Source organism: uncultured Mailhella sp. (assembly GCF_944324615.1).
Taxonomy (GTDB): domain Bacteria; phylum Desulfobacterota; class Desulfovibrionia; order Desulfovibrionales; family Desulfovibrionaceae; genus Mailhella.
The window spans coordinates 88,145-113,425 of record NZ_CALUWY010000002.1; the positions used below are offsets into that span (position 1 = coordinate 88,145).

22 protein-coding genes and 1 tRNA gene are annotated in these 25,281 nt (G+C 57.9%); 7 read left to right on the plus strand and 16 right to left on the minus strand.

Going from position 1 to position 25,281, the window contains the following annotated elements; translation table 11 throughout:
• Nucleotides 1-3: 3 nt before the first annotated feature.
• Genes Q0K07_RS01020 through Q0K07_RS01050 form a run of 7 tightly spaced genes read right to left on the minus strand, consistent with a single transcriptional unit; the run spans nucleotide 4 to nucleotide 7,111 of the window.
• A complete protein-coding gene (locus Q0K07_RS01020) occupies nucleotides 4-1,011 on the minus strand; it encodes a glycosyltransferase family 2 protein (RefSeq protein ID WP_294555214.1) in 1,008 nt (335 codons plus the stop codon).
• On the minus strand, nucleotides 1,011-2,042 hold the full coding sequence (locus tag Q0K07_RS01025) for a glycosyltransferase (RefSeq protein ID WP_294555216.1): 1,032 nt from the start codon (nucleotides 2,040-2,042) through the stop codon (nucleotides 1,011-1,013). The genes Q0K07_RS01020 and Q0K07_RS01025 overlap by 1 nt, the downstream gene beginning before the upstream one ends.
• Nucleotide 2,043: 1 nt before the next feature.
• On the minus strand, nucleotides 2,044-2,922 hold the full coding sequence (locus tag Q0K07_RS01030; protein WP_294555219.1) for an NAD(P)-dependent oxidoreductase: 879 nt from the start codon (nucleotides 2,920-2,922) through the stop codon (nucleotides 2,044-2,046).
• A gap of 9 nt (nucleotides 2,923-2,931) precedes the next feature.
• Nucleotides 2,932-3,294: a cupin domain-containing protein gene (locus Q0K07_RS01035; RefSeq protein WP_294555222.1), complete on the minus strand. Its 363-nt coding sequence runs from the start codon at nucleotides 3,292-3,294 to the stop codon at nucleotides 2,932-2,934.
• Nucleotides 3,285-4,325, minus strand: a complete 1,041-nt coding sequence (gene gmd / locus Q0K07_RS01040; protein WP_294555225.1) for a GDP-mannose 4,6-dehydratase — start codon at nucleotides 4,323-4,325, stop codon at nucleotides 3,285-3,287. Before gmd ends, Q0K07_RS01035 begins: the two co-directional genes overlap by 10 nt.
• Nucleotides 4,326-4,337: 12 nt before the next feature.
• Nucleotides 4,338-5,687, minus strand: a complete 1,350-nt coding sequence (locus tag Q0K07_RS01045) for a phosphomannomutase (RefSeq protein WP_294555227.1) — start codon at nucleotides 5,685-5,687, stop codon at nucleotides 4,338-4,340.
• Complete coding sequence (locus Q0K07_RS01050) at nucleotides 5,684-7,111, minus strand: mannose-1-phosphate guanylyltransferase/mannose-6-phosphate isomerase (protein ID WP_294555229.1); 1,428 nt, start codon at nucleotides 7,109-7,111, stop codon at nucleotides 5,684-5,686. The genes Q0K07_RS01045 and Q0K07_RS01050 overlap by 4 nt, the downstream gene beginning before the upstream one ends.
• Before the next feature lie 675 nt (nucleotides 7,112-7,786).
• Here Q0K07_RS01050 and Q0K07_RS01055 point away from each other — a divergent pair.
• Nucleotides 7,787-8,713, plus strand: a complete 927-nt coding sequence (locus Q0K07_RS01055) for a 2-dehydropantoate 2-reductase (RefSeq protein ID WP_294555231.1) — start codon at nucleotides 7,787-7,789, stop codon at nucleotides 8,711-8,713.
• 385 nt (nucleotides 8,714-9,098) lie between these two features.
• On the opposite strand, the gene Q0K07_RS01060 is transcribed toward Q0K07_RS01055, so the two are convergent.
• From Q0K07_RS01060 to Q0K07_RS01070, 3 genes are all read right to left on the minus strand, one after another.
• Nucleotides 9,099-9,473: a hypothetical protein gene (locus tag Q0K07_RS01060; protein ID WP_294555233.1), complete on the minus strand. Its 375-nt coding sequence runs from the start codon at nucleotides 9,471-9,473 to the stop codon at nucleotides 9,099-9,101.
• Nucleotides 9,474-10,580: 1,107 nt separating this feature from the next.
• Nucleotides 10,581-11,375 carry an integrase arm-type DNA-binding domain-containing protein gene (locus Q0K07_RS01065; protein ID WP_294555235.1) on the minus strand — a complete coding sequence of 265 codons (795 nt, stop codon included), beginning with the start codon at nucleotides 11,373-11,375 and terminating at the stop codon, nucleotides 10,581-10,583.
• Between the two features lie 285 nt (nucleotides 11,376-11,660).
• Nucleotides 11,661-11,747 (minus strand) — tRNA-Leu (locus Q0K07_RS01070).
• 157 nt (nucleotides 11,748-11,904) lie between these two features.
• Between Q0K07_RS01070 and Q0K07_RS01075 the strand changes: the two genes are divergently transcribed.
• Genes Q0K07_RS01075 through mltG form a run of 3 tightly spaced genes read left to right on the plus strand, consistent with a single transcriptional unit; the run spans nucleotide 11,905 to nucleotide 14,001 of the window.
• Entirely contained in the window at nucleotides 11,905-12,420 is a 516-nt protein-coding gene (locus tag Q0K07_RS01075) for a phosphatidylglycerophosphatase A (RefSeq protein ID WP_294555237.1), read from the plus strand.
• Between the two features lie 4 nt (nucleotides 12,421-12,424).
• The gene (gene ruvX / locus Q0K07_RS01080; protein ID WP_294555239.1) at nucleotides 12,425-12,853 is read left to right on the plus strand and encodes a Holliday junction resolvase RuvX; all 429 of its coding nucleotides are present in this window, start codon (nucleotides 12,425-12,427) and stop codon (nucleotides 12,851-12,853) included.
• A complete protein-coding gene (gene mltG / locus Q0K07_RS01085; RefSeq protein WP_294555242.1) occupies nucleotides 12,850-14,001 on the plus strand; it encodes an endolytic transglycosylase MltG in 1,152 nt (383 codons plus the stop codon). The genes ruvX and mltG overlap by 4 nt, the downstream gene beginning before the upstream one ends.
• 329 nt (nucleotides 14,002-14,330) lie before the next feature.
• Here mltG and Q0K07_RS01090 read toward each other — a convergent pair whose 3' ends face one another.
• The 3 genes from Q0K07_RS01090 to selB form a co-directional block, all read right to left on the minus strand.
• Nucleotides 14,331-15,413, minus strand: a complete 1,083-nt coding sequence (locus Q0K07_RS01090) for a YIP1 family protein (RefSeq protein WP_294555244.1) — start codon at nucleotides 15,411-15,413, stop codon at nucleotides 14,331-14,333.
• Nucleotides 15,414-15,491: 78 nt separating this feature from the next.
• A complete protein-coding gene (locus tag Q0K07_RS01095; RefSeq protein WP_294555247.1) occupies nucleotides 15,492-16,010 on the minus strand; it encodes an exonuclease domain-containing protein in 519 nt (172 codons plus the stop codon).
• Nucleotide 16,011: 1 nt separating this feature from the next.
• Nucleotides 16,012-17,928: a selenocysteine-specific translation elongation factor gene (gene selB / locus Q0K07_RS01100; RefSeq protein ID WP_294555250.1), complete on the minus strand. Its 1,917-nt coding sequence runs from the start codon at nucleotides 17,926-17,928 to the stop codon at nucleotides 16,012-16,014.
• Between the two features lie 180 nt (nucleotides 17,929-18,108).
• Here selB and ffh point away from each other — a divergent pair, with 180 nt between their 5' ends.
• From ffh to Q0K07_RS01115, 3 genes are all read left to right on the plus strand, one after another.
• Entirely contained in the window at nucleotides 18,109-19,620 is a 1,512-nt protein-coding gene (gene ffh / locus Q0K07_RS01105; RefSeq protein ID WP_294555253.1) for a signal recognition particle protein, read from the plus strand.
• A gap of 31 nt (nucleotides 19,621-19,651) precedes the next feature.
• On the plus strand, nucleotides 19,652-19,891 hold the full coding sequence (rpsP, locus tag Q0K07_RS01110; RefSeq protein WP_077072122.1) for a 30S ribosomal protein S16: 240 nt from the start codon (nucleotides 19,652-19,654) through the stop codon (nucleotides 19,889-19,891).
• A gap of 365 nt (nucleotides 19,892-20,256) precedes the next feature.
• Nucleotides 20,257-21,624 (plus strand): MATE family efflux transporter, encoded by a 1,368-nt coding sequence (locus Q0K07_RS01115; protein ID WP_294555257.1) that lies wholly within the window; start codon nucleotides 20,257-20,259, stop codon nucleotides 21,622-21,624.
• A gap of 539 nt (nucleotides 21,625-22,163) precedes the next feature.
• Here the strand turns inward: Q0K07_RS01115 and Q0K07_RS01120 are convergent.
• The 3 genes from Q0K07_RS01120 to Q0K07_RS01130 form a co-directional block, all read right to left on the minus strand.
• Entirely contained in the window at nucleotides 22,164-22,475 is a 312-nt protein-coding gene (locus tag Q0K07_RS01120) for an HU family DNA-binding protein (protein ID WP_294445511.1), read from the minus strand.
• A gap of 147 nt (nucleotides 22,476-22,622) precedes the next feature.
• Nucleotides 22,623-23,558: an SAM-dependent methyltransferase gene (locus tag Q0K07_RS01125; RefSeq protein ID WP_294555260.1), complete on the minus strand. Its 936-nt coding sequence runs from the start codon at nucleotides 23,556-23,558 to the stop codon at nucleotides 22,623-22,625.
• Entirely contained in the window at nucleotides 23,548-25,197 is a 1,650-nt protein-coding gene (locus Q0K07_RS01130; RefSeq protein WP_294555264.1) for an AMP-binding protein, read from the minus strand. Before Q0K07_RS01130 ends, Q0K07_RS01125 begins: the two co-directional genes overlap by 11 nt.
• Between the last annotated feature and the right edge of the window lie 84 nt (nucleotides 25,198-25,281).

The window sequence follows — 25,281 nt, forward strand, 5'->3', positions numbered from 1 at the left end:
GCATTAAAATGTTACCTTGAACAGGGGAATACATCCGAACAGATAATATTTCCTTCTTGATGACGTATATTTGATTTTCATAATCAACAGAAAATGGAATAAGTATATTTTTTCCTTTTTCACATCATCCATGCAGTTTACGGAAGAGAGCATATTAACATAATCGATAAATTTATTATAATCGAAGTTTTTCAGATCAAGACCGACCATGAAGTTGATGAGCTTCTGCAGAAAATGCCTGGGATATACCGCCGATGTCTTTTCTCCGAAATGGTAGATGTCGAGGCAGTCCTCAAGTTCCATGTCCTTGTAAAACAGGCTGTAGAACTTCAGCATGATGGAGGCGAGAATGCACAGCGTCTTCTGGTGACTCTGCTTGTCCTTCATCTGGGACGATATGCCCCCGAGCCTGTAGTAGGATATCTTTTCATCCATATACACGCCCTTGTAATCCCGGAGGATAAGCCGTATCGCCAGATCATAATCCCCCCCTATGCCGAACGAGGCGTCATAGTTGCCTTCTTTTTCCAGCACATCCCTGCGGATGAAAAAAGCCTGATGAGAATAGGGCATGTCGCGCCAGAAGTTTTCCATGCGCGGGACAAAGGTTCCCACCACCTTCCGCTTTTCATCAATGATGTCCGCCTTGCCGTAGAGGTAATCCGCCTTCTTCTCCTCCATGAGCGCCACACAGCGTTCCACGACGGTATCGTCATGAAAATAATCGTCGGAATTCAGAAACATGACATACTTGCCGTGGGCATGCTTCATGGCGTTGTTGTACGCTTCGTCGATGCCGCCGTCCGGTTCGGAAAACACCTGAAGGCCCGTATAGCAGGAGAGCAGCTCCAGCGTTCCGTCGCAGGATTCTCCGTCCTGAATGATATATTCCATGTTCGGATACGACTGAGAGCGCACGCTTTCCACGCACTTGTCCAGATATTCCTTCCGGTCGTTGTCGATAATGTTCAGCGTAACCGTTATTATGGAAACAAGAGGCCTGTCATCCATCAATATATCTCCTTCCATATCGTTATCTTATTAAATAATCTGTATTTTATGCTTCCACTTCCTCTTATGACATAGACAGGAATGATTTTAAAAAACAGTATCTTTTTTACGGTATGGTGATAAGCGTTGCCTATGGCTTCGCTGGTGATGAACATGTACTTTGCCAGCATTCCTTCATAATACGGCGTCATTTTTGCAAAGAACCAGAACAGGGAAAAATTACGGCACTCTCCTCCCCTGTCGTTTCTCAGAAATTTCCACATCTTTGTCGGTGTGATGTGCTGAATCACCGCATGAAGCCACTCGTTTCTGACATATTCATCGGTAATGAACGGCGCATTCACATGCTGAATACAGTTTATTCTGTCGGACATGCAGAATCTGAGATCCAGCCTTTTGTAACGATTGCCGTTGAAATACATGCAGAAAAGTTCTTCGATGATGATGTTCAGGAAGTCCTTTTTTTCCATGGCCAGACGGAGAAGCCTGCTCCCTATGTCGTCTCTTCTCCATGCGTCGCAGTCCACCACCACAACGCCCGCATTGGCGAAGACATGCTGCTTCGAGACGTTCAGGTTTCTGACGCAGTTGTCAAAAATGGTCGCGTCGCAGCCGAGATCCGGCGCGGCGGCAATGGCGAAGCCTTCCAGATCCACGTCATAAAGCTCACGGATATCCCCCAGAGCCATCACGTCGCTGTCCAGGTATATGGCCTTGTGTATGTCCGGCCTGAGTCCGGGAAAAAGCAGGCGCGCGTAGCAGTCCAGAAACTTTCCGGCGCTTCCCCAGCCCTTCAGTCCCGCAAAACGGCTCAGATCCACGGGAACATAGGTGAGGGAAACGTTATGGAAACGCTGTTTCAGCGTATCCAGCAGTCTTTTATGCACATCGCTCACGCCGCAATCGAGAATGAAAACATCCACAAAGGATGTCGTCTGGCAGCAGATGCTGCATATCGACGTTGCCAGTATCTCGATGAGGTCATCCTGCCCCTCGTAAAACACAACGACATGTTCTTCTTCCTTCTGCATGTCAGATGAACCTCATGGTTATGCTGTCCAGATGGAGCAGTCTTTTGGCAAGGCTGTTGTCGAGAATGGTTTCCGAGGCCCGTTTTTCCCGGAACACAGGGGAATCCTTCATGGCGACGGGAACAATCAGGCTTTCATCCATGCCCTGCGCCCTGATGATGCGCCGGGCGGTCTCGTACTTGGAAAGAGGTTCGTCCCCGGCAATATTCACCACCCTGTACCTGCGCGCCGTGCCGCATTCCATCAGCCTTACGGTCAGCTCCGCCGCCGTGCCGAAATCCAGCATGGAACGCCTCTGGTCGCAGAACATCTCCATGCGCTTCCCGCCTGCCACGGAATCCACGATTTCGTCATAAAAATGCTTCCGCCCGGCAACCAGACTCGGCCCCATGAGCACGGGGTAGCGGACCACGTTGTACCCTGCCGTGATGACCATGTTCTCGGCCAGCGCCTTCAGCTCGCCGTAACGGCTCACGGGACAAAGCGGCGCCGACTCGTCCACGGGCAGGCCGCCGGTTTCGCCGTACACCACCTCCGTGGAGGCGTAGTACAGGGCCTCCACGGAACCGAAGACGCCCAGAAAATCCGCCAGCGCCGTAATGTCCGTATTCCATGCCTGAAGAGGAAAACTTCTGATCTCGTCGGGGTGATGCATGGCGGCAAGGTAAAGCACCTTTACCTTTTCCCTCCCTGCTCTGTCCTGCAGGGCAAGAATATCTCCGTGCCTTGTCACGTCGCAGCTCATCCACGACAGACGCGTGTTCCTTTCCCCGTCGTGCACGCTTCTCGCCACGGCAAGGACATGATCATCCGTCTTTTCCAGAATGGCCCGTATCAGATAGCTTCCGAGAAATCCGCTTGCGCCCACAACCACATACATGCCAGACTCCTAGAGGGAATACATGTCCTTGGTTCCGTCTTCGTTTTCCACGCCGGAATCATACAGGGCCACGGTCACGGTAGGCTCGGGGTAGAAGAAGGAATGGACGACGAAAGGCTCGATGACGAAGAAATCGCCCTTTTCCGCCGTACATTCCCGCACCTCACCCTCGCGCTCCAGATGCATGTCCATGCGGCCTTCCACCACGAAAAAGGCCTCGCGGTTTTTCCTGTGGTAGTGCCCGCCGCGCCGGGTGCCCGCGCACGAGCCGCTCACATTGACCTGCTTCCAGCCTTCGCGGCAAAGCTGCACCAGAAAACCGCGCTCATCGGAAAAAGAAAAATCCGGCCGGAGGAACGTGATCATCGCCATCCCCCCTCCCGCGCCACCAGCGCCATGTCATGGCGCACCATGCGCCGGACCAGCTCTTCAAAAGAGGTTTTCGTGGGATTCCAGCCGAGCTTTGTCTTTGCCTTGGTGGGGTTGCCCCACAGGTTCACCACATCCGTCGGGCGGTAGAACTTGGGCGAGACTTCCACGAGTACGCGGCCGGTGGCCTTGTCGATGCCCTGTTCGGCCTCTCCTTCCCCCCGGAATTCCAGCTCCATGCCCGCTTCACGGAAGGCAAGGGTGCAGAACTCACGCACGGAATGCTGCTCGCCCGTGGCGATGACGAAATCCTCAGGTTCATCCTGCTGAAGGATGAGCCACATACATTCCACATAATCTCCGGCATATCCCCAGTCGCGCAGGGCGGAGAGATTGCCGAGACAGAGCCTGTCCTGTTTTCCCTGGGCGATACGGGCGGCAGCCAGGGTGATCTTGCGGGTGACGAAGGTTTCGCCGCGCCTTTCGGATTCATGGTTGAACAGAATGCCGGAGCAGGCGAACATGCCGTAGGCTTCGCGGTATTCTTTGGTGATCCAGAAGCCGTACTGCTTGGCCACGGCATAGGGGGAATAGGGATGGAAGGGCGTGGTCTCGCTCTGCGGGCACTCCTCCACCTTGCCGTAGAGTTCGGACGTGGAGGCCTGATAGATGCGGCAGGTCTTTTCCATGCCGCAGAGACGCACGGCCTCAAGCACGCGCAGCACCCCCGTGCCCGCCACGTCGGCCGTGTATTCCGGCACCTCGAAGCTCACCTGCACATGGCTCTGTGCCGCGAGATTGTAGAGCTCGTCGGGCTTCACCAGCCCCACGATGCGCACAAGACTCAGCGAATCGGACAGATCGCCGTAGTGCAGGAAAAAGTGTTCCTTTTCTTCCAGGTGTGCAATGCGTTCGCGTTTCTCCGTGGCGGAACGGCGCACCATGCCGTGCACCTCATAACCCTTTTCCAGCAGAAATTCGGCGAGATAGGAACCGTCCTGCCCGGTGACGCCGGTAATCAACGCTTTTTTCATGAGCTTTCTCCGTTACTGGCGGATGATGGCCAGCAGTTCTTCCGTTTTTCTCTGCATGAGCTGCTCATCGCCGCGGCTTTCCACGTTGAGGCGCAGCACAGGTTCCGTCTGGGAGGAACGCAGGTTGAAGCGCCACCGGGGAAAGGCCACGGAAAGGCCGTCGATGCGGGAGACCTCCGCACCCGGAAGCGCCGCATATCTTTCTTCCACACGTCTGATGATTTCCCCGGCGTCTTCCACGCGGGCATTGATTTCTCCGCTGCAGGGAAAGGCCTTCATGCGTTCGTTCACGCACTGTTCCAGCGTCATTCCCGTATCGCTGAGGAACTGAGCGACCAGAAGCCAGGCAATCATGCCGGAATCGCAGTAGGCAAAGCGCCGGAAGTAGTGATGGGCGCTCATTTCCCCGCCGTACAGGGCGTTGTCCGCACGCATTCTTTCCTTGATGAAGGCATGCCCGGTTCTGGACTCCACGGCCACTCCCCCGGCCTCGGCCACCAGTTCCTGCGTGTTCCACACAAGACGCGGGTCATGGATGATTCTCTCTCCCGGGTGCATGCGCAGAAGGGCCCCGGCAATCATGCCCACAAGATAGTAGCCTTCGATGAAACGGCCCGAGGCGTCGTAGAAAAAGCAGCGGTCGAAGTCGCCGTCCCATGCCACGCCGAAATCCGCCCCGTATTCCCGCACCGCCCGGGACGCGGCGGAACGGTTCTCCGGCAGAAGAGGATTCGGCACGCCGTAAGGAAAGGTTCCGTCCGGTTCTTCACGGATCAGCGTGATATGAAAGGGCAGATGCTCCGCCAGAGCCCTGACCACAGGCCCGGCGCAGCCGTTGCCCGGGTCGGCCACGATGCGGAACGGGCGCAGCCGCTCCGGCCGGACATAGCTTAAAAGATGCGCCACATAGTCATTGCGGAAACTTCGTTCGGCAAAGCTCCCCCGCAAGGTCGAAGGCACGTTCTGCTCCTCCGCCACGCGCCCGCGCACGGCAGGAAGCCCGGAATCCCCGCTCACGGGCACGGCCCCGCCGAGTACCAGCTTGAAACCGTTCTCATCCGCCGGGTTATGGCTGCCCGTGACCATGACGCCGCCATCGAAGCCTTCGGCAAAGGAGGCAAAGTAGATTTCCTCCGTGCCGCACAGCCCCGTGCCCGTCACATCCGCACCTGCGGCGCGCAGACCTTCGGCAAGGGCGCCGTACAGCGCCGGGCCGGAAAGCCGTGCGTCGTGCCCGATGACCACGTTGCCGAGACGAAACTCCCGCGCAAAGGCATAGCCGATGCGCCGCGCCAGATCCTCATTCAGCTCATCCGGGTAACGACCCCGGATATCGTAGGCCTTGAAGCAGGAAAGGTTCATGGCCGTGCCTCCGTTCCGGCGCGGCCGTAATCGTCCTGAAGCCGGACGATGTCGTCTTCCCCCAGGTACGCGCCGGACTGCACCTCGATGAAGACCAGCGGAATGGTGCCGGGATTCCTGATCCTGTGCCGTGCGCCCAGAGGAATGTAGAGAGACTCGTTTTCCGTAAGCAGGTGAACGCTCTCCCCAATGGTGGCCTCGGCCGTGCCGCTCACCACGATCCAGTGTTCCGCCCGGTGATAGTGCAGCTGAAGGGAATTCTCCTCCCCCGGGTTCACCACGATGCGCTTGACCTGGAACCTTTCGGAAAGCACCAGCGTTTCATAACTGCCCCAGGGGCGGTATACCTTGAGATGGATGTCCGATTCCGGGCGCTTTTCCAGCTTCAGCTTTTCCACCACCTGCCGCACGTCCTGCGACCGGCGCCGGTCGGTCACCAGAATGGCGTCCCGCGTTTCCACCACGGCAAGGTCGTGCACATCCAGTGCGGCAATGAGGCGGCCGGAACTGCGCAGGTAGCAGTTGCGGGCGTTTTCCGTGATCACGTCGCCTTCGCAGGCGTTGCCGAACTGATCTTTCTTCGTAATTTCATAAAAAGCCTGCCAGGAGCCGAGATCGCTCCAGCCGCAGTCCACCGGAACCACGGCCGCCTTTGCGGTATGCTCCATCACGGCATAGTCGATGGAGCGGGCCGGAGAGAGGCAGAACGACGATCCGGGACGGAGGAAGGAAAGGTCCTTCTTCCTCTCCTCCCACGCGGCGCGGGCAGCACGCCAGATATCCGGGGCAAAACGCTTCAGCTCATCCAGATACACGGAGGCCTTGAAAAAGAAGATGCCCGAATTCCAGTAGCAGTTTCCCTCGTCGATGAGCGCCTGCGCCCTGTCGCGTTCCGGCTTTTCCAGAAATCCCGCCACATGGAAGACGCCCTCTTCAGACATGGACTCCCCTCTGCGGATGTAGCCGTAGCCGGTTTCCGGCGACAGGGGCCGGATGCCGAAGGTGACGAGAAAGCCCTTTTCCGCCGCCTGCCGCGCCTTGTCCACCGCACGACAGAACGCCTCGGGATTCTCGAACCTGTGATCCGAGGGCAGCACCAGCAGCAGGCTCTCGCCCTCTTCCAGCGCGGCAAAGGCGGCCAGCGCTATGGCAGGGGCCGTGTTCCGACTCTGCGGCTCAAGAATGACCGTTCCTTCCATGCCTTCTTCCGTCAATGCGGAGCTGACAAAAAAACGGCACGCGTCGTTGCTCACAATGATGGGACTGCCGGTTCCTTCCAGGCATTCCGTACGCCGGAGCGTTTCGGCGAAAAGCGTATCGCCGTTGCCGAGCAGCATGAACTGCTTGGGGTACCTGGCGCGCGAAGCGGGCCACAACCGCGTTCCTGAGCCGCCGCAAAGTATGACAGGCTGAATCTTGAACATAGGAACTTCACCATCAAAGAACCGCAGGGTTCCCGGTTGAATCATCATGAAACGCTCACGGCCGGATGAGAAACAGCAAAAACAAGGGAAAGGAGGCCGCAGACACCGCATTTCCGAAAAACAGCCCGGACTCTTCCCGTCAGCATGCATGAAGCCCCGACTCTCCGGGAAAGCCCGCTTCCATGGCCTCTTTCCTGCTGCACGCGCCCGCCTTTTCAAAGCAGGGAACACGCATCAGACCGCGCCATATTCGACGTTATTTTCGTTGCATGAAGAGATAGCAGAAGCAATTTTACCGCTCAATGATAATATAGATGATAATCATGATATCATCATGAATCATACACCGGTGAACAATAACACTTCATCACCTTGCAAAATGATATCATGACATTGATGATATTCCATGAAAAAGACATTTACTATCATTTTATAAAACTTTTCTTCCTTTTAAGAAACAAAGCTCCCGGACAGGGTGCCTCTTCCATGATGAGAGGAACGACGCCGGGAAGACACGACGCATCTTCCGCTCCGCCATGCCTTCGGATGGAGCTCTCTCAGGCGTCACGCACATGCAGCAGCCATGGAGGGCGCCCTCTGCCGGCTTTTCCCCGCATGCGCTTTCTGCTATGCTGGCAACCGCAGGTTCCGCCTGCTCTTTATGGAGGTTTTTCTATGAAAATCGCGGTACTCGGCGCCGGCGCCATGGGCTGCCTGTACGGCTGCTATCTTTCCCGGAAGCACGACGTCATTCTCATCGATTCCTACGCGCCTCAGGTGGAGGCCATCAATGACAAAGGCGTCACCATCACGGAAACGGACGGAACGGAACATCATTATGCCATGAAGGCCGCCCTTTCCGGCAGCCGGACCGAACCCGTCGATCTTCTGGTGGTGTTCGTCAAATCCACCGCCACCTATGCCGCCATTGAGACGAATCAGGGCCTCATCGGGCCCGACACGCTGGTCATGACGCTCCAGAACGGCGCAGGCAACGACCGCGACATCGCCCACTTCGTGCCCAGGGAAAACATCGTGATCGGCACGAGCAAGCACAACAGCGTGGGAACGGGCCCCGGCGCCTGCCGCCATACCGGCAGCGGGGAAACCACCCTGGGCACCATGGTCAAGGACAGCGACAAGGACAAGAAGGTCGCGGAGATTCTTGAAGAATGCGGGCTTGAGGTCGTGGTGAGCGACGATATCCAGCGCATCATCTGGAGCAAGCTCTTTGTGAACATGTCCATCAACACGCTCTCCGCCCTGCTGGAATGCCGCATAGGGTACATGATCGAGAACAAGTACGCCTGGGACTTTGCAAAGCGCATCATTTATGAAGGCGTCATGGTGGCGGAGGCCGACGGCACCTATTTCGACCGCCGCGAAGCCCTGGAAAGCGTCCGCAAGGTGTGCGAAGCCGTGCCCAACGGCTATGCCAGCATGTATCAGGACCGCAAAAACCGCCGCAAAACCGAAATCGACAAGATCAACGGTGCGGTGGTGGAACAGGCCAAGCTCTACGGCGTGCCCACGCCCTACAATTCTCTGGTGGTGGACCTCATCCACGCCGTGGAAGGCACCTACGACGACAAGCCGGAATAAACCGGCCTCCGCGCGGAACATGCGCAAGGCTCCCCTGCCGCGCCTTGCGGCGCATGGGAGCCTTTCCTCATAAAAAAGAGCCTTCCCGTCTCTTTCTGGCGCATCCTGCACGTTTTCCCCAACATGAGCACCCGCCCGGAGAGCCTCCTTCTGCAGAACACACAGAGAAAAAACAGCCCGAAGCATACCAGAAGGCCTCATGCTCCCTATCGGGGAACATGAGGCCTTCAGACATCACCTTAAGGTAACCTCTTTCCAGAAAATACGGCATCAGCCGACAAAACATGTATGTCTATTGCCGGCCATAGCCTCCCCTGCTTCAAAGGGCGGCTTTTCCAGCAGGCATATTTTTGTCTCGTGGTAATGTAAGCATTGAAATAATATATTATCCCATCATTAACTTATAAAATACAATCCAAGGAGCAACGCATCCGATAACTATTCCTACAGATTGAGGCCCTATTTTCCAAAAAATTTTCATTTTAACTAATTTAATAAAATCCTTTGCAATTAAATGAGAAGGCATAACCCATTGACGCAATACGTCACCAACTATGAATCCGACATATCCGAGAATAAAAGAAATAACTATGGGAGCTGATTCTTTCCAAAGGGGAATATTTAAAGCGGTGTATGAAGTATATAATCTTGTCAAAAAAAATATAATACCTACAAAAACTGCGGATAATATTGCTACTCCATAGCGAATAAATCTGACTTCGATGACATTTTTCTGTCTTTGCGGGGTAATCTGTGACATAATATTCTCACCTTGTAAAAAATTAGTATTTTTAGCACGTTGAATTAAAAACACAAGCCAGACAGGGACGCATCAGAAAGCGTCTCCGGCTCTTATGAAATGATCTGACCACCAAGGGTGGGTAATAACTGTTACCCATGATGACAACCATGACCATTTGTCAAGAAAAAATACTGCATCCTGACAACATGAGAGACGAAATGAAAATTTATCAAAACATTTCGGAAGGTTTAGAAAAAGGGTTCTGACCTGAACCTTTCCAGACACCAACTTTCCACATCAACCGGAATTTCGCCTGGTGATATTCGTGAAGTTCTTCGTGGAGACCGAAAAACATCTGTGTTTATTCTTCTCGCATTGTGTGACGCCATGGAGATAGCGTTATCTGCATTATGCTCTTTTCTTGAAAAAAATAAAAAACTCTCATCATATATCTAACAATATAAAAAAACTGCTGACAGACTTCTGCATATCCATGAAAAACATTATTGCTCAACGGATCATAGAAAAATGGTGATTTCCATATCACCCATAAGCAGAAGAAACAAAACATTGAATAAAATGATTTTACTCCTGTATCGGATTTGTCTTCTGTGGCTGATGAAAACATACTTTCTTTTCAGCCGCCGTATGCGGCGATCAATCTTGTCGGGATGGGCATGCTACAATAACGGCTCTGCGCTGAAGGTATATTTCCATGCTCCATAGTTCCGACAAAAAGTCGGAGCCGCTTGAAAAAAATCGGCGCAGGTGGAGCAGTACAAGCGTAAAATATGGGCGGATTTTCTGAAATCATCCTTCATTAACAAAAAAGACCATGTAAAAACATGGCCTTGCTTCAGAAATCACTGTTGTGGTACGGTGCGGTACTACAATTCAAAAAGCAATATTTTGTTTTTACTAGATATTTTCAGATAATTTTTTCTTCGATACCAAGAAATATACCAAGATTTTTCATTGGTACCCCTCTTTTTTGCCCCATTTCGTCATTTTTCGGCCTTTTGGGGGAGAAGTCAACACGGCCGGAAAACTTTCTTCCCCGGAGGCATGAGAACGGCACCGCCACGGCGGCACCTTCCGGCAGGGCAAGGGCACAGGCCCACGGCCTCACAGTCTGCCCGCGCCGAGGTCGATTTCCGCCCATTCCGCATGGCACAGTTCCGAGTTTCGCGTAAACAGCATGGGCATAAGCTGCAAGGCATAGTACAGAGAGGCGCTTTCCGTCGTGTATCGGTACAGGGCCTTTATCAGCTCCTGATATCGGCCTTCTTCCAAGATTGCCGCCCTGTGGGTAACTTTCGGCCTCATAAAGCAGCCGCCGAGAAAGGCGGACGGGTCATCGTCCCGGATTTCGTTCTGAACGGCGAACCGGCACACCGCCTGAATCATCCGCACCATGCGTTTCACCGTCTCCAAGTGCCCCGCCTGTTCGTGCTCTTTGAGTATGGGCAACGTCCTCAGCATGGAACGATTCAAGGAGGAAAACGCAAGGGAACCAAGCGCCGGAATAAGGTAATGCTCAAGGATATACCGCTTGCGCTTTTCCGTGACGGCCTTTACTTCCCCCGTCCGGTTACTCTGTTCCAGCCATTCCCGCGCCACGCTTTCAAAGGTTCTGGCTCCGGCGGCTTCCTGCCTTGCCTCTTCCTTGCGGCGCTTTTTCTCCTCTCCGGGGTCAACGCCGAGGGCAAGCAGTTTCTTTGCCTCCGCCCGCCGCTCCCGCGCCATCTGCAAGGAAACATCAGGGTACACGCCGAAGGCAAGCGTCTTCTGCTTTCCGTCGAACGTGTACGCCATGCGCCAATATCGCCAGTCCTGAATATAAAGGCCCCCGCCGTCCGACTTGCGGCCCTTGGTACCTTTCCGGGCACCTGCCCGGATTTCGGCGTCGCTCAGCGGCATATCGTTTCCCTCTTTGGTATTTTTCTTTCATATATCATGCTGTTTTTATTGTGATATATGAAATTTTCCTTCTTTTTCTGCATGAATTTTGCCCCTTTTCAGGGCAAAACTTGGTACCAGATAAGCGCCTTATCTTGGCACCTGAAAACCGTACCAAGGAATATACCAAGTTTTTTGCACGACACAAGGCTGCTTCCGACTACTACCCGCGACAATCAGATTTTAAAAAAGTGTTGGCGTATCAGGCTTTTTCCTACCTCATACGCCAACATCCTACTTATTATTTGGTACCCGGTGCGGGGGTTGAACCCGCAAGCCCTCGCGGGCGAGGGATTTTAAGTCCCTTGCGTATACCAGTTTCGCCACCCGGGCACGCTTCTTTCGTACCAGTACAGCAGAAAGAAGACAAGGAAAACCTTGGCCTTCCCTCCTGCAAAAAAAACACGCTTCCGCGGCCCTTCCGCATCCTCTTGCCAAGAGGGGCGGGAGCTTCTATCCTGAAGCAAACTTCGGTCTTTCAGGAGCAGTCATGACTTTTTTCGATAAAGCGGTTCTGCATTTCTCCCGTCTCGGCCCGGCCGGACTTTCTCCCCGGGCTCCCGGCACGGCGGGTTCCTTTCTTGCCGTGCTCATTGCCCCCTTCGTGTATCTTCCCCTTTCCCTGCCGTGGCGTCTTGCGGTACTGGCGGTGCTTTTCGTGGTGGGCGCCCTTGCGGCCTCGCGTGCGGAAGTGCTGCTGAACAGGCAGGACCCGGGCTGTGTGGTCATCGACGAGCTGGTGGGGCAGTGGCTCAGCATGCTTCTGCTGGGCAATCTCTCCGCCTCTTCCACCACGGCCGACGTGGCCTTTCTCCTCGTGCCCTTTGTCTTCTTCCGCTTTTTCGACATCCTGAAGCCGTGGCCCGTGCATGCTTCGGAAAGCTGGCTTCCCGCGGGCTGGGGCATCATGATCGACGACGTACTGGCCGGAATATGGGCGCTTTTGTGCGTGAGCGTCGTCATGGCGTTCATCCACCTTGTCTTCCCCGGCGCTCTGACGCTGTAGCACCATGAAATATCTCGCCATTGATTACGGGCTCAAGCGCGTGGGCATTGCCGTTTCCGACATGGACGGGAACTTCGCCTTTCCCCGCTGCACCCTGAAGAGGGAAACCAGGGCGGCCTTCTTTGCCGAACTTCTGGCCCTTCTGGAAGAAGAAAAGGCCGAGGCCATCGTGGTGGGACTGCCCCTTTACACCGACGGCACGGAATGCCTCACCACGGTGCAGGTGCGCCATTTTGTGGAATCGCTGAAACGCCGCACCAGTCTGCCCGTGTACTGGATGAACGAAGTGCTGAGCAGCGCGGCGGCGGAACATGAACTTTACGACTTCGGCATGGCCTATCGTGAAGTGAAGAAGGTGGTGGACCAGCAGGCCGCCGTACTCATTCTTGAAAGCTTTCTCGACCAGCCGGAGGAAAGGAGATTGCGGGCATGAGCCAGATGCAGCCCACCCCCACGCCTGAGGAACCAAAAGACGGCGGCCGGCCGGAGCCTGAACAGCCGCGCAGGGACGAGGAAACAACGTCCCCGGCACCCGGAAAGAAACGGCACACCCTGCGCAACATCCTTGTTCTTCTCTTTCTGGTCGTGCTCTGCGCCGGGCTTTATGTGTGGAACGACGCGCGCACCTTCCTCAGCACCGCGCCGGAAACGCCGGGCAGAAGCCTCATCGTGGACATAGAGCCGGGCATGAACCTCACGCAGGTGGCGGACATGCTGAAGAAGGAAGGCGTCATCACCGATTCCCTGCGCTTCCAGCTTCTGACAAGGTACAAGGAAAAAAGCCGCAGTCTTCAGGCCGGGCGCTTTCTGGTACATACCGGATGGCTCCCGGAAAAGGTGCTGGACATGCTGGTTTCCGGCAAGGCCATGCTCTACCGGCTGACCATACGCGAAGGCCTGCCCTGGTGGGATGTGGCGACGCTGGTGGAAAAGGAAGGGTTCTGCAAGGCGGCGGACTTCACCTCCGTCATCCACGACCCGGACTTTCTCCGTCACTGGGGCATTCCCTTTGATTCCGCCGAAGGCTTCCTCTTCCCGGAAACCTACCTTCTGCCCCGTCCGCGCGAAATGAACAAGGATGCGGCCCGCGCCGTGGCCAACCGCCTGGTGGAAATGTTCTGGCAGAGGGCCGACAAGCTCTGGCCGGATGAGAAGCGCCCCTCTTCCGCGGAACTCAGAAGAATCGTCATCCTCGCATCCATTGTGGAAAAGGAAACCAGCGTTCCCGCAGAGCGCGCCCGCGTGGCCGGGGTGTACACCAACCGGCTGGAACGGGGCATGCTCCTGCAGGCCGACCCCACCGTCATCTACGGCCTGGGCCGCAGCTTCGACGGACCTCTGCTGCGCCGACACCTGGAAAACGAGCACAACCGGTACAATACCTATCAGAACCCGGGCCTGCCTCCGGGGCCCATCTGCTCCTTCGGCACTTCGGCGCTCAAGGCCGCCATTCACCCGGAAAAACACGACTATCTCTACTTTGTGGCCACAGGACGCGACAAGGGGCATACCTTTTCCCGAACCCTTGCCGAACACAACCGCGCCGTGCGCGAGTACCGGGCGGCCATCAGACAAAAATAGCACACCGTCATACAGAGGCTCCGGCGGATTTTCCGTCGGAGCCTCTGCGACAGAACAGCATGCCGGGCCTTTCCGTTCCCCTTGAACGCATGGGCCCGCTTTCCGGAGCACCATGAAGCTTTTCTCCAGCCTTGTTCTCACCCTTGTCTGCCTTCTCATGACCGGGTTCTGCCTGGTGATCCTGAAGGTTCTGGGTTTCTTCGCTCTGTAAGGGCTCCGGTCACCCTTTCCGCAGGGCTTCCATGCCGGTGCACGGAGAAGGCGCCTTTTTGCGTTAAAAAGAAAGGGCGGAGCCGGAAGCTCCGCCCTTTCTTCTCACAGGAAAAACGCTACATCCCGGCCATGAAGGCGGGAATCTGGGAAACCAGCGCAAATTCCAGAATGTACAGCGGCAGAAGCGCCAGCACGGTACGCACCCACGAAAGGCGCAGGGCGAACTTGCAGCCGATGAAGGCCGCGGCCACGAACCAGATGGAGGCAATGAGGCTGCCCACCATGGGTACGATGCACAGAACAAGCGGCGCAGCGCTGTAGCAGACCACGCGCAGCGTGGTGGCAAAATCAGCCCTGTCGGGCTGCACCATGCGGATCATCAGATGATAAAGCCCCGCCAGAATCACGGCCTGGAAAATGGAAAAGAACGGCGTGACCAGCAGCATGAGGGGCATATTCATGCTCTGCATGAGGGTTTCGGCCATGGCCAGTACCTGCGGATCCGTGGCGGTGGTGGTCAGTTCCTTGAGGAACTTCATGGACCACAGCCGGGAGGCCAGCATCTGGAAAAGGCTCAGCAGCACATAGAAGAGTATGGGGCGGATAACGGAGAAATTGCAGCGCACATGCCGGAAAAAGTCCGGCGCATGGAAGAGCACGCCGAGGAGCGTGCGCGAGAAACTGCCCCAGAAGCCGTAATATTCCGGGCTTTCCCAGGGAGCGCCGTCGGGACGGCCGTCGGAACGGGAGGAGGATTCCTCCTGCCCCTCGTCATAGGCGCGCACATGTTCCCGTATGCTCCGCCAGTGTTCCCAGAAGCCGGAAGGCTTGTGCCGGGCGGGCTTTTCCTCGGGCTTCTCCTCCTTGCGTTCAACAGGCTTTTCCTTGTCGAACTCGGGAATCTGCGCCCCGGGAGGAAGGGGATCGTCGCCTTCCTGTTCTGTGGAAAGGTGCGGAACCGGAGGCTTTCCCCCGGCAGAGGGTTCTTCCCTCACAGGCGCGGCCGGAGCCTCCTCACGGGCAGGAGGAGGTGTGCTTTCCACACTCCGGTCGGCGGGCGGAAGCTCTTCCTCCTCCGGCAGGGAAAAATGAAACACGCTGGAACAGCGCGGACACGTCACCTTATATTTTTTGCCGGGCCGGATGGAGGCATCGGGCACATCGCGCCGGAACCGGCAGGAAGGACATTCAATAATCATGGCAACCTCACAGCGTCTTCACTTTTTCCACTATAGGCCCCCCGCCGCGCAAGGGCAAGGAGCAGAACGCCCCTTTCCTCACCTGAGCAGCATCGCCTCATCCGTCATGCCCAGAGAACGCAGATGCAGATAGATCCGCGCCGCGGCCATGGCATCGGAGGCGGCGTTATGATGGTCGAGCTCCAGCCCGAGATAGTCACATACGTCGTTCAGCCTGTTGTGCGGCAGCCCGAGTCCGCGGCGCGCGCCCTTCACCGTGCAGGCAAAGGGAGCGGAAGGGGGAAGAAGGCCGGAGGCCCGGCAGCAGCCGTAGAGCACGCGCCTGTCGAAGGTGGCGTTGTGCGCCACCAGAAGTTCCGCCCCCTGCATAAAGGCGGATATCTCCGGCCACAGTTCGGCAAAGCTCCTCTCCCCTTTCAGCATGTCCCAGGTCAGCCCGTGTATCTCGGTAAAATACACGCGGGAACGGGGCGGCCGGATGAGGCGGTACCAGCTCGACACCACACGAAGATTCTCCATGCGGACCATGCCGAGAGCGCAGGCGCTGTCGGCATACTTGTCGGACGTTTCAAAATCCAGAGCCACCACTGCCGCCATATCACGCGCTCCTGCCGCGCAGCACTCTCTTGTCGCCCACGCGCATGGTGAGCTGCTCCTTGTCGAAATGCTCAAGCAGGGCAATGCCGTTTTTCCTGGAAATACCCGAAATATCGCGGAAATCTCCGGGCGTTATCTCGGCGTGGGAAGCAAGGAAATCCCGCACCTTCTGCCTGAGTTCCTCCATGACGGAAGAGAGGTAATACAGATCTTCCTTGATTTTCACGAGAGCGCCCTCGCCCACCAGAATCTTGAATATGGGCTGCGCCTGCCGTGCGCTGATGCCGAGTTCTGCAAAAAGCTCGGTATGGTTGGGCGGCATGAGGGGCGTGGCCAGATGCGCCTTGAGAAGCGCCTCCTTCAGCGCCTGCTGATCGTCCGCCAGAGAAACCTTGTGTTCCGGCAGGCGGAGCAGCTCGCCCTCGGCCATGAGTCTGCCCGAACGGAGAAGCCGTTCCAGAACATAGTGGGCAAGCTTGGGCGGAACGCCGGCGCCCATGCCCGCAAGAATCACGCCCTTGGCCATGCCGTGTTCCAGCGGGTTCTTCCTGTGGAAGGCCTCTGTGGCGGCAAGGGCGCGCTCCATGAGTCTTTCCAGCCACACGGGGGAAATCCAGCACTTTGCGTCCTTGTCCCAGCAGAAGGCGCCGCCCTTGCCCGACATGGCCTGTATCTGCTTTTCCAGCTGCCTGCCGCCGAGGTCGGTAAGGATGGAAAGATCGGAAAGCGTTGCGCCGAAGCGCCCGGCAAGCTCAAGCTGCACGGCAATGCGCGTTTCCGCGTCGGCGTCGGGCAGGGAAAGCAGCCTCTTCTGCATGGCCTCGTCGATATGACTGCGGCGCGGGGCCGTATCCAGAGGGTACAGAATGGAGCCGCCCGCCACGGTACGCAGGGGAGAAAAGGCCCGCACGATGCAGCGGTCGGCAAAGACGCCGGCCACAGGTTCGGAAAAATGCACTTCCACCAGCGCCGTATCTCCGGGCTCCAGACGGTCGCGGTCATAAAAATACAGCCGGGCCGCAAGTTCCCTCGCGCTGTGATGGAAATGAATCTCGCCTCTGTGGCGAAGTCCGCGGGGGGAGGAGGCAAGGCATGTCAGCTCCACGATCCAGCGCCGGGAATTCTTCATGGTTCCCACATGGGTGACCACGTCGCCGCGGCTGATGTCCTCCACGGAAAGACCGTGCAGGTTCAGAGAAATGCGGTGTCCGGCCTCGGCCTTTTCCTGACCCTCGCCATGGCTCTGTATGCTGCGGATATGGGAACGCCTGCCGCTCGGCAGAAGCTCCACCTCGTCGCCGCAGGCGGCGGAACCGGAAACCAGGGTGCCCGTGACCACGGTGCCGTGGCCCTTGAGGGAAAAGACGCGGTCCACCGGAAGCCGGAACAGATCGGAACGGCGCCGCGGCTGACGGCGGCTCTGTTCGGCTATGGCGGCGCGCAGCGCATCGAGCCCTTCCCCGGTCACGGACGACACGGGAAAGATGGGCGCGCCTTCCAGGAACGTGCCCTTCAGAAACTCGCGCACATCCTCCGTGGCGAGTTCCAGCATGTCGGCATCCACCATGTCGATCTTGGTGAGCGCCACAATGCCGTGCCGCACGCCCAGCAGCGTGCAGATTTCAAGGTGTTCGCGCGTCTGCGGCATGACGCCTTCGTCGGCGGAAATGACGAGCATCACGAAATCGATGCCGGAGGCACCGGCCACCATGGTCCGCACGAAGCGCTCATGGCCGGGCATGTCCACGATGCCCATGCGCTCCCCGCCCGGAAGATCGACATAGGCAAAGCCCAGTTCAATGGTGATGCCGCGGCGCTTTTCTTCTCCGAGGCGGTCGCAATCTATACCCGTAAGCGCCCTGATGAGCGAGGTCTTGCCGTGGTCGATGTGCCCGGCGGTTCCCATGATAACAGACATGACGGCTCCTGAAAAACGTGTTTTCTGGGAAAGGCATACGATACCCGCCCCCGCCGCCGAGGGCAAGAGGCAAGAGCGTGCCGGAGCACGCCTGACGCCGCTTTGCCCAAGTTAAACTTGACTTGCCGGAAAAAGTTGCGTAACGGTTCTTAGTTCCAAGTCATAAGAACAGGAAAGACGATGTTTGAAAGCCTGACAGACCGACTCTCCGGCGTGTTCCGCAACCTCAGCGGCCGCGCTCAGCTCACGGAATCCAACATCCAGGACGCTCTGCGTGAAGTACGTCTCGCGCTTCTTGAAGCCGACGTGAACTTCAAGATCGTCAAGGAGTTCGTGGATCGCGTGCGCGAAGCCGCGCTCGGCGTGCAGGTCATGAAGGGCGTCACTCCCGCGCAGCAGGTCATACAGGTCGTACACGACGAACTGGTCAAGCTGCTCGGCGGCGAAGACACCGGCCTGAAGCTTCAGGGCGCACAGCCTGCCGTCATCCTCATGACCGGCCTTCAGGGTTCCGGTAAAACCACCTCTTCGGGCAAGCTGGCCCTTCTGCTGCGCAAGCAGAAGATGCGCCCCTATCTCGTGCCCGCCGACGTGTACCGCCCCGCCGCCATCGACCAGCTGCGCACCCTGGCAAAGCAGCTCGACATTCCCTGCTTCGATTCCACCGTGGACATGAACCCGGTGGACATCGCCCGTGCCGCCGTGGAGGACGCCAGGGCAAAGCAGTGCACCGTGGTCATCATCGACACGGCAGGCCGCCTTCATGTGGATGAGCCCCTCATGCAGGAGCTTGTAGCCATCAAGGGGGCCGTGCATCCGCAGGAAATCCTGTTCGTGGCCGACGCCATGACCGGTCAGGACGCCGTCACCGTGGCCGAGTCGTTCAACGACCATCTCGGCATCACGGGCGTTGTTCTCACCAAGATGGACGGCGACGCCAGAGGCGGCGCCGCGCTCTCCATCAAGTCGGTCACGGGAGCGCCGGTAAAATTTGTCGGTATGGGCGAAAAGCTTTCCGAAATGGAAGTGTTCCATCCCGACCGTGTTGCGGGCCGCATCCTCGGCATGGGCGACGTGCTCACCCTGCTGGAAAAGGCGCAGAGCGAAATGGAGGCCGAAGAGGCCGAGGCTCTCGCCAGGAAGATGCAGAAGGCCAAATTCGACCTGGAAGACTTCCGCACCCAGATGCGCCACATGCGCAAGCTGGGCTCTCTGGAATCGCTCGTGAAGATGATTCCCGGCCTCGGCGGCCTCGCCGGAAAGCTCGGGGACATGAGCGGGCATGAAAAAGAGCTGAACAAGACGGAAGCCATCCTGAACTCCATGACCAGTCAGGAACGCCGCAACCCCGATATCATCAACGGCAGCCGCAGAGCCCGCATCGCCAGAGGCTCGGGCACCCAGGTGCAGGATGTGAACATGCTCCTGCGCCAGTTTGAGCAGATGAAAAAAATGATGCAGTCCATGATGCAGCCCGGCAGGCGCATGCCCCGTATTCCCCAGGGCATGATGAACCGTCTGGGCGGCATGGGCGGCATGCCGGGCTTGGGTGGTCTGCCCGGCATGGGCGGACTGCCTGGAATGGGCGGAATGCCGGGTCTTCCCGGCGGCGTGCCCGGAATACCTGGCAGCGGAAAATCCGCTACCAAGAAGAAACGCGACAAGCAGAAACGCAAAAACAAAAAAAGGTAGCCCCGCTGCCTATCCCTATCAGGAGTGAGATATGTCTGTTAAAGTGAGAATGACCCGCTCTGGTTCCAAGAAGCGCCCCTTCTACCGCATCGTGGCCATCAACAGCGACAGCCGCCGCGACGGCCGTCCGCTGGAATTCCTGGGCTACTACAACCCCAACACCAACCCCGGCACCCTGAGCATCGACAATGACAAGCTCCAGGCCTGGGTCGGCAAGGGTGCCGAACTGTCCGACACCGTGCGCACCCTTCTCAAGAAGCTGGGCAAGTAAGGTTTCTTCGACAAAGGCTCGATCCCGTCTCCCGTTTCGGCGGCTGACGGGTTTTCGAGTTTAAACATCGGGAAGCTTTTTCCCGGGAAAGCCCCGCCCGCCGGCCTTTTCCGGCAAAGGGCACGCCCGTGCCGCATCCGGAGCGCCATGCCCGGAAAAGCGCCACGGCACCTTCCGCCGCTTCCGCGAAGCGGCACATGTTTCCGGGCCTTCAGGCCCCGTCCGCATGCGGCGCGCCCCCGCGCTTTTTGCATGCGCCAACCATTGACCTGAAAAAGGGATGAGGTTCGAAACAGGGAGGCCGGCCGATGCCGAGCTGCGCCTCTCTTCCCCGCAAGACCTCCTCTCCCCCAGGGAGGAGCATCATGTTCAGGCATTTCAGCGGGCAGGAGGCCCGCACCCTCGCCTTCCTCGCCGTTCCCGTCTTTCTCGGCCAGATAGCACAGATCGCCATGTCGTTCGTGGATACGGTGGTGGCCGGACGCGCAAGCTCCGTGGACATGGCCGCCGTGGCCGTGGCCACCTCGTTCTGGATTCCGGGCATCATGTTCGGCCAGGGGCTCATCATGGCCATCACGCCCCTTGTGGCTCAGGCCCTCGGCGCGGGCAACAGAATAAAAAGCAGGCATTTTCTGCGTCAGGGCCTGTGGCTGGCCCTTGTCATCTCCGTCCTGCTCATGGGCATTTTCCTTGCCATAAGCTCCACCATCACCATCTGGGGCGATATGGACCCGCTTCTGGCAAAGAAGACCTCGGAATACCTTTTCGCCGTGCTCTTCGGCGTGCCCGCGCTCATGTTCTTCGTCGTGCAGCGCTGCTTTCTGGAGGGACACGGAAGAACACGTCCCGCCATGGTGGCGGGCTTCATCGGCCTTGCGCTCAACGTGCCGCTCAACATCATCTTCGTGTTCGGCAAGTTCGGCATGCCCGCCATGGGGGCCGCAGGCTGCGGCCTGGCCACGGCCGTTCTGTTCTGGTTCATGGCCGCTTCCATGATGTTCTTCGTGCGGCATACCGACAGGGCCGCCCTTGCTCTGGAAAAGCCCTCAGGCGTCATCCTGAAGCGCATGGTACGCATAGGTCTTCCGGGAGCCTTTGCCATGCTCAACGAAACGGCGGCCTTTGCGCTCATCGCCCTCATCGTCTCGCCCCTCGGCGTCACTTCCGTGGGCGGGCATCAGATCGCCATCAACGTGAGCGCCTTTGTCTGGATGTGCCCCTTCTCCATAGGTGCGGCCTCCACCATACGCGTGGGTTCTCTCCTCGGAGCGGGCGACATGGCCGGGGCAAAGCGCGCCCGCCTCACCGCGCTCACCATCACACTGGCCATGGCCTGTGTGCTGGCCCTTCTCATCTATCTCGTGCGCTACCCCGTGGCTCAGCTCTATACCCGGGATACGGCCGTCATCGAGATGGCAAGCCTGCTTCTCATCTGCGAAGTGTTCTATCAGTTCCCCGACGGCGTGCAGACCAACACGCTCTGCGCCCTGCGCGGCTGGAACGATACGCGGGCCATCTTCTGCATTTCCTTCATCGCCTACTGGGTGGTGAGTCTGCCCCTGGGCTGGGCATTGTGCATGACGAGTCTTTTCACGCCCGAACCTCTGGGCGTGCTGGGCTTCTGGATATCCCTCATCATGGGTCTCAGCGTGGCCGCGGTGCTCTACCTTCTGCGCATCCATAAGCTGGAGCATCTTTCCGTGGAAGCCATGAAAAGAAAAATAGGGCGCTGAGCGCCGCCTGCGCAACAGAAGCATGAGGCGCTGCTCCGCCCCTCTGATTCCACGGCCCCCGTCTCCTGTGAGGCGGGGGCTTTTTTCATCCCTTTTCCGCCAAAGGGCGGAAGAGGCTCCGGAAAAAACACATGCCCTGCCGCATGTACCGAAGGCCGACGCGCCTTTCCCGGCATGGCGATGCCCGCGTGTGGTGCGGAAAACGCTTTCTGCCGCCGCAGGAAGGCCCGCGGCTCATCTTCCGCCTACTGCGGGACGGGAAACGGGAGAAGACATGCCCTTCTGAGACCGCAGGAGGAATTTTCCGGGCATAAGAGAGCGCCGCCTTCCCCAGGGCATGAAACACGGCAAAAAACACGCCTGAGCGCGGCAGAACGCTCTGCCGCACGGGTGCCGGGCAGAGGTGCTTCCGAACGCTTCCCTCAGCACCCTCCGCAGTCGGAAAAACGCCCCGGCAGCCTCCCGCGCTTCCGTTCTTAAACGAGCAGGCCGCCCGCAATATGCGGACGGCCTGTTCCACAAGCGCCACAGGGCGCAGTTTACTTGATGGCATCCTTAAGAGCCTTACCGGGAAGGAACTTCACAACGGAGCAGGCGGGGATTTCAATCTTCTCGTTGGTGCGAGGGTTACGGCCGGTGCGAGGTGCGCGCTTGACAACCTTGAAACTGCCAAAGCCCATCAAGGTGATGGAATCACCAGAAGCAAGACACTCGGAGATCGCGGAAATCACAGCATCCAGCGCTGCTTCGGATTTGACTTTCGTCTCAAGGCCGCTCTTGGCGTAGATCTTCTCGACCAGTTCAGCTTTCGTCATGGTTTCACTCTCCCAAAAATTTTTTGACTCTTTCACTGAGTCACTTTTCAGTAGAATGAGAATCACCGTATGTCAAGCTTAGCTATGCTAACCTGAGAAGATTTTTATGAAAAAGCCTTTCGACTCGTTCTTTTTCCTGCATGGCCGGAGGCCGAAAACACAAGCGCCGCAAGCCTTGGGAAACTACCTGACGCCTTCACGCCATTCCTTCAAATTCACCCACGTCAGTTCGTGTTTATTGCACGAAAGATGCACGACGCGCGAGCCCGGAATGTCGCGGAAGGCCTGCACCACAACGTGATCGGTCGCTCCCTGCAGCTTGATGGTGCACACGAAGTTCCCTGCCGCATCCGCATCCAGCCACTGTTTCACCGTGCCGAGAAGCCGTTCCGGGTAACAGGCCATGTCGGAAAAAAGCCAGTCCACCCGGCCCGCCGTATGCGGTTCCAGACCGAAGCCGCTGCCCAGGCAGTGATCCACGCCCTTCATGGCCGCCACGCGCCTGTCGATGGGCGATTTGTCGATGCTGAACACTCTGGCCCCGAGGCTGGCAAGAACCCACGTCCAGCCGCCGGGGGCGGAACCGAGATCCACGCAGAGTTCCCCCTGCTGCGGGAAACGGTCAAAGAGCGTGAAGGTTTCCCAGAGCTTGAGGTAGGCGCGGCTCGGCGGATTCTCCCTGTCCTCCACAAAGCGCACCTCTCCATCGGGAAAGGCGGAAGAGCACTTTGCCGACACAAGGAGCGTATCGTGATCCCACAGTGTCCACGATCCCAGGGGGGAGGAAGGAGCGCTCTGCCCGAAGGTGAGCGGGCGGGCCTTCACCGGGGGAAGCTGCGCCTCGATGAGCGCGGCCCTGCGGTGAAAATCCACGGCATGCAGCTTCCAGTTCCGCTGTATGGACTTGAGGGTACGCACGGCCTCGCCCACGGAGGCTATGGGCTGGAAGAAAGGCTCCAGCCAGATATTCTGCGCCCAGGCGGAAAAAAACAGGCCTTCGGCAAGCACAAGGCCGCCCTTCACCTCGCGCACATGCACGTTGTGAAGGGCCAGCTCGTCCAGAAGGTCCTGTTCAAAGCCCTTCGCCGCCACATAGGCGATAAGCGGCCTACTTGACATTGGGGAAGAGCTCCGCGGCCATTTCGCGCAGCTTGTACTTCTGCACCTTGCCGTTGGCCGTTTTGGGGAAGTCGTCCACCACGGCGACATAACGCGGAATCTTGTGCCAGGCCACGCGCCCGCGGCAGAAATCGCGCACGTCCTCGGGCTTTACCGAAGCGCCTTCGCGGGGAATGAGAAAGGCCGCCACGTCCTCGCCGTAACGGCGGGAGGGAATGCCGAGCACCTGCACGTCGCGCACGGAATCCATTTCCAGCAGAAATTCCTCGATTTCCCGGGGATAGATGTTTTCGCCGCCGCGCACGATCATATCCTTGATGCGGCCGGTGATGCGCAGATACCCTTCCTCATCCATCACACCGAGGTCGCCGGTATGCAGCCAGCCGTTCTCATCCACGGTTTCCGCCGTGGCCTCGGGCATGTTGAAGTAGCCCTTCATCACGTTGTAGCCCCGGCAGCAGATTTCGCCCTGCACGCCGCGGGGAACGGGCTTCTTCGTCACCGGATCGCGCAGCTCCACCTCCATGCCTTCCAGCACGCTCCCCACGGAGCGGCAGCGGTGCTCGTCGCTTTCCGTGATGCCCGTCATGGTGATGACGGGAGAGCATTCGGTAAGACCGTAGGGAATGACCACGGCCTTCAGGTTCATGGCTTCCATGACCTGCCGGATGAGCGGTTCCGGACAGACGGAACCGGACATGAGGCCGAAGCGCAGGCTCGAAAAATCGTACTGGCTGAAGCGGCGGTGCCCCAGCATGGAAATGTAGGTGGAAGGCACGCCGTACACGCCGGTGCACTTCTCATCCTGAATGGCGGCCATGACGCGTTCGGGAGAGAAGGTTTCCGTGATGACCATGGTTGCGCCGTGGCTTACGCAGGCAAGAACGCCCACCACGCAGCCCAGACAGTGGAAAAGCGGCAGGGGAATGATGACGCGGTCCTTCTCCGTGAGTTCTTCGCGTTCGCCCACGCACCAGCCGTTGTTGCCTATGCCCACATGCGTGAGCATGACGCCCTTGGGAAAGCCGGTGGTGCCCGAGGTGTACTGCATGTTCACCACGTCGTGGGGCTTCACCTGCGCCTTGCGCGCCTCGTATTCCTCGTCGGACACCTCTCCGGCCCTGTCCAGAATGGCCGAAAGGGGCAGTATGCCCGGATGCGGGATGTCCTTCAGGCTCATCACGCGGCGCAGATGGGGAAACTTCTCACAGTGCAGCTCGCCTTCGGGCTGATCCTTGAGATTGGGAATGACCCGGTACAGGGCCGAGACATAGTCATAATCGAGAAAGCCGTCGATGCAGAAGAAATTCTCGCATTCGGACTGGCGGATAAGGTACTCAAGCTCGCTGTCGCGGTAGTTGGTGTTCACCGCAAGGAGCGTGGCTCCTATGCGGGACGCCGCAAACATGAGAGATACCCAGTTCGGAACATTGGTGGCCCAGAGGGCTATTTTTTCACCGGGCTGCACGCCCAGCGCCATCAGGCCCCGCCCCAGCCTGTCCACGGTGTCGGCAAACTCGCTCCAGGTCTGCCGGTAATCGTGCCCCACATACACAAGGGCCTCACGATCAGGGAAACGCCTGACGGTTTCGTCCAGCATCTGGCCGAGGGTGCGTTCCTGCAACATAAATTCTGACATATTCCGTTCCTTTACACGCGGAAATTCCGGGGCCGCAGGCCGGGCGGCAGGGCCGCCGCCATGGGAGCAAACTTCGGTATGGAA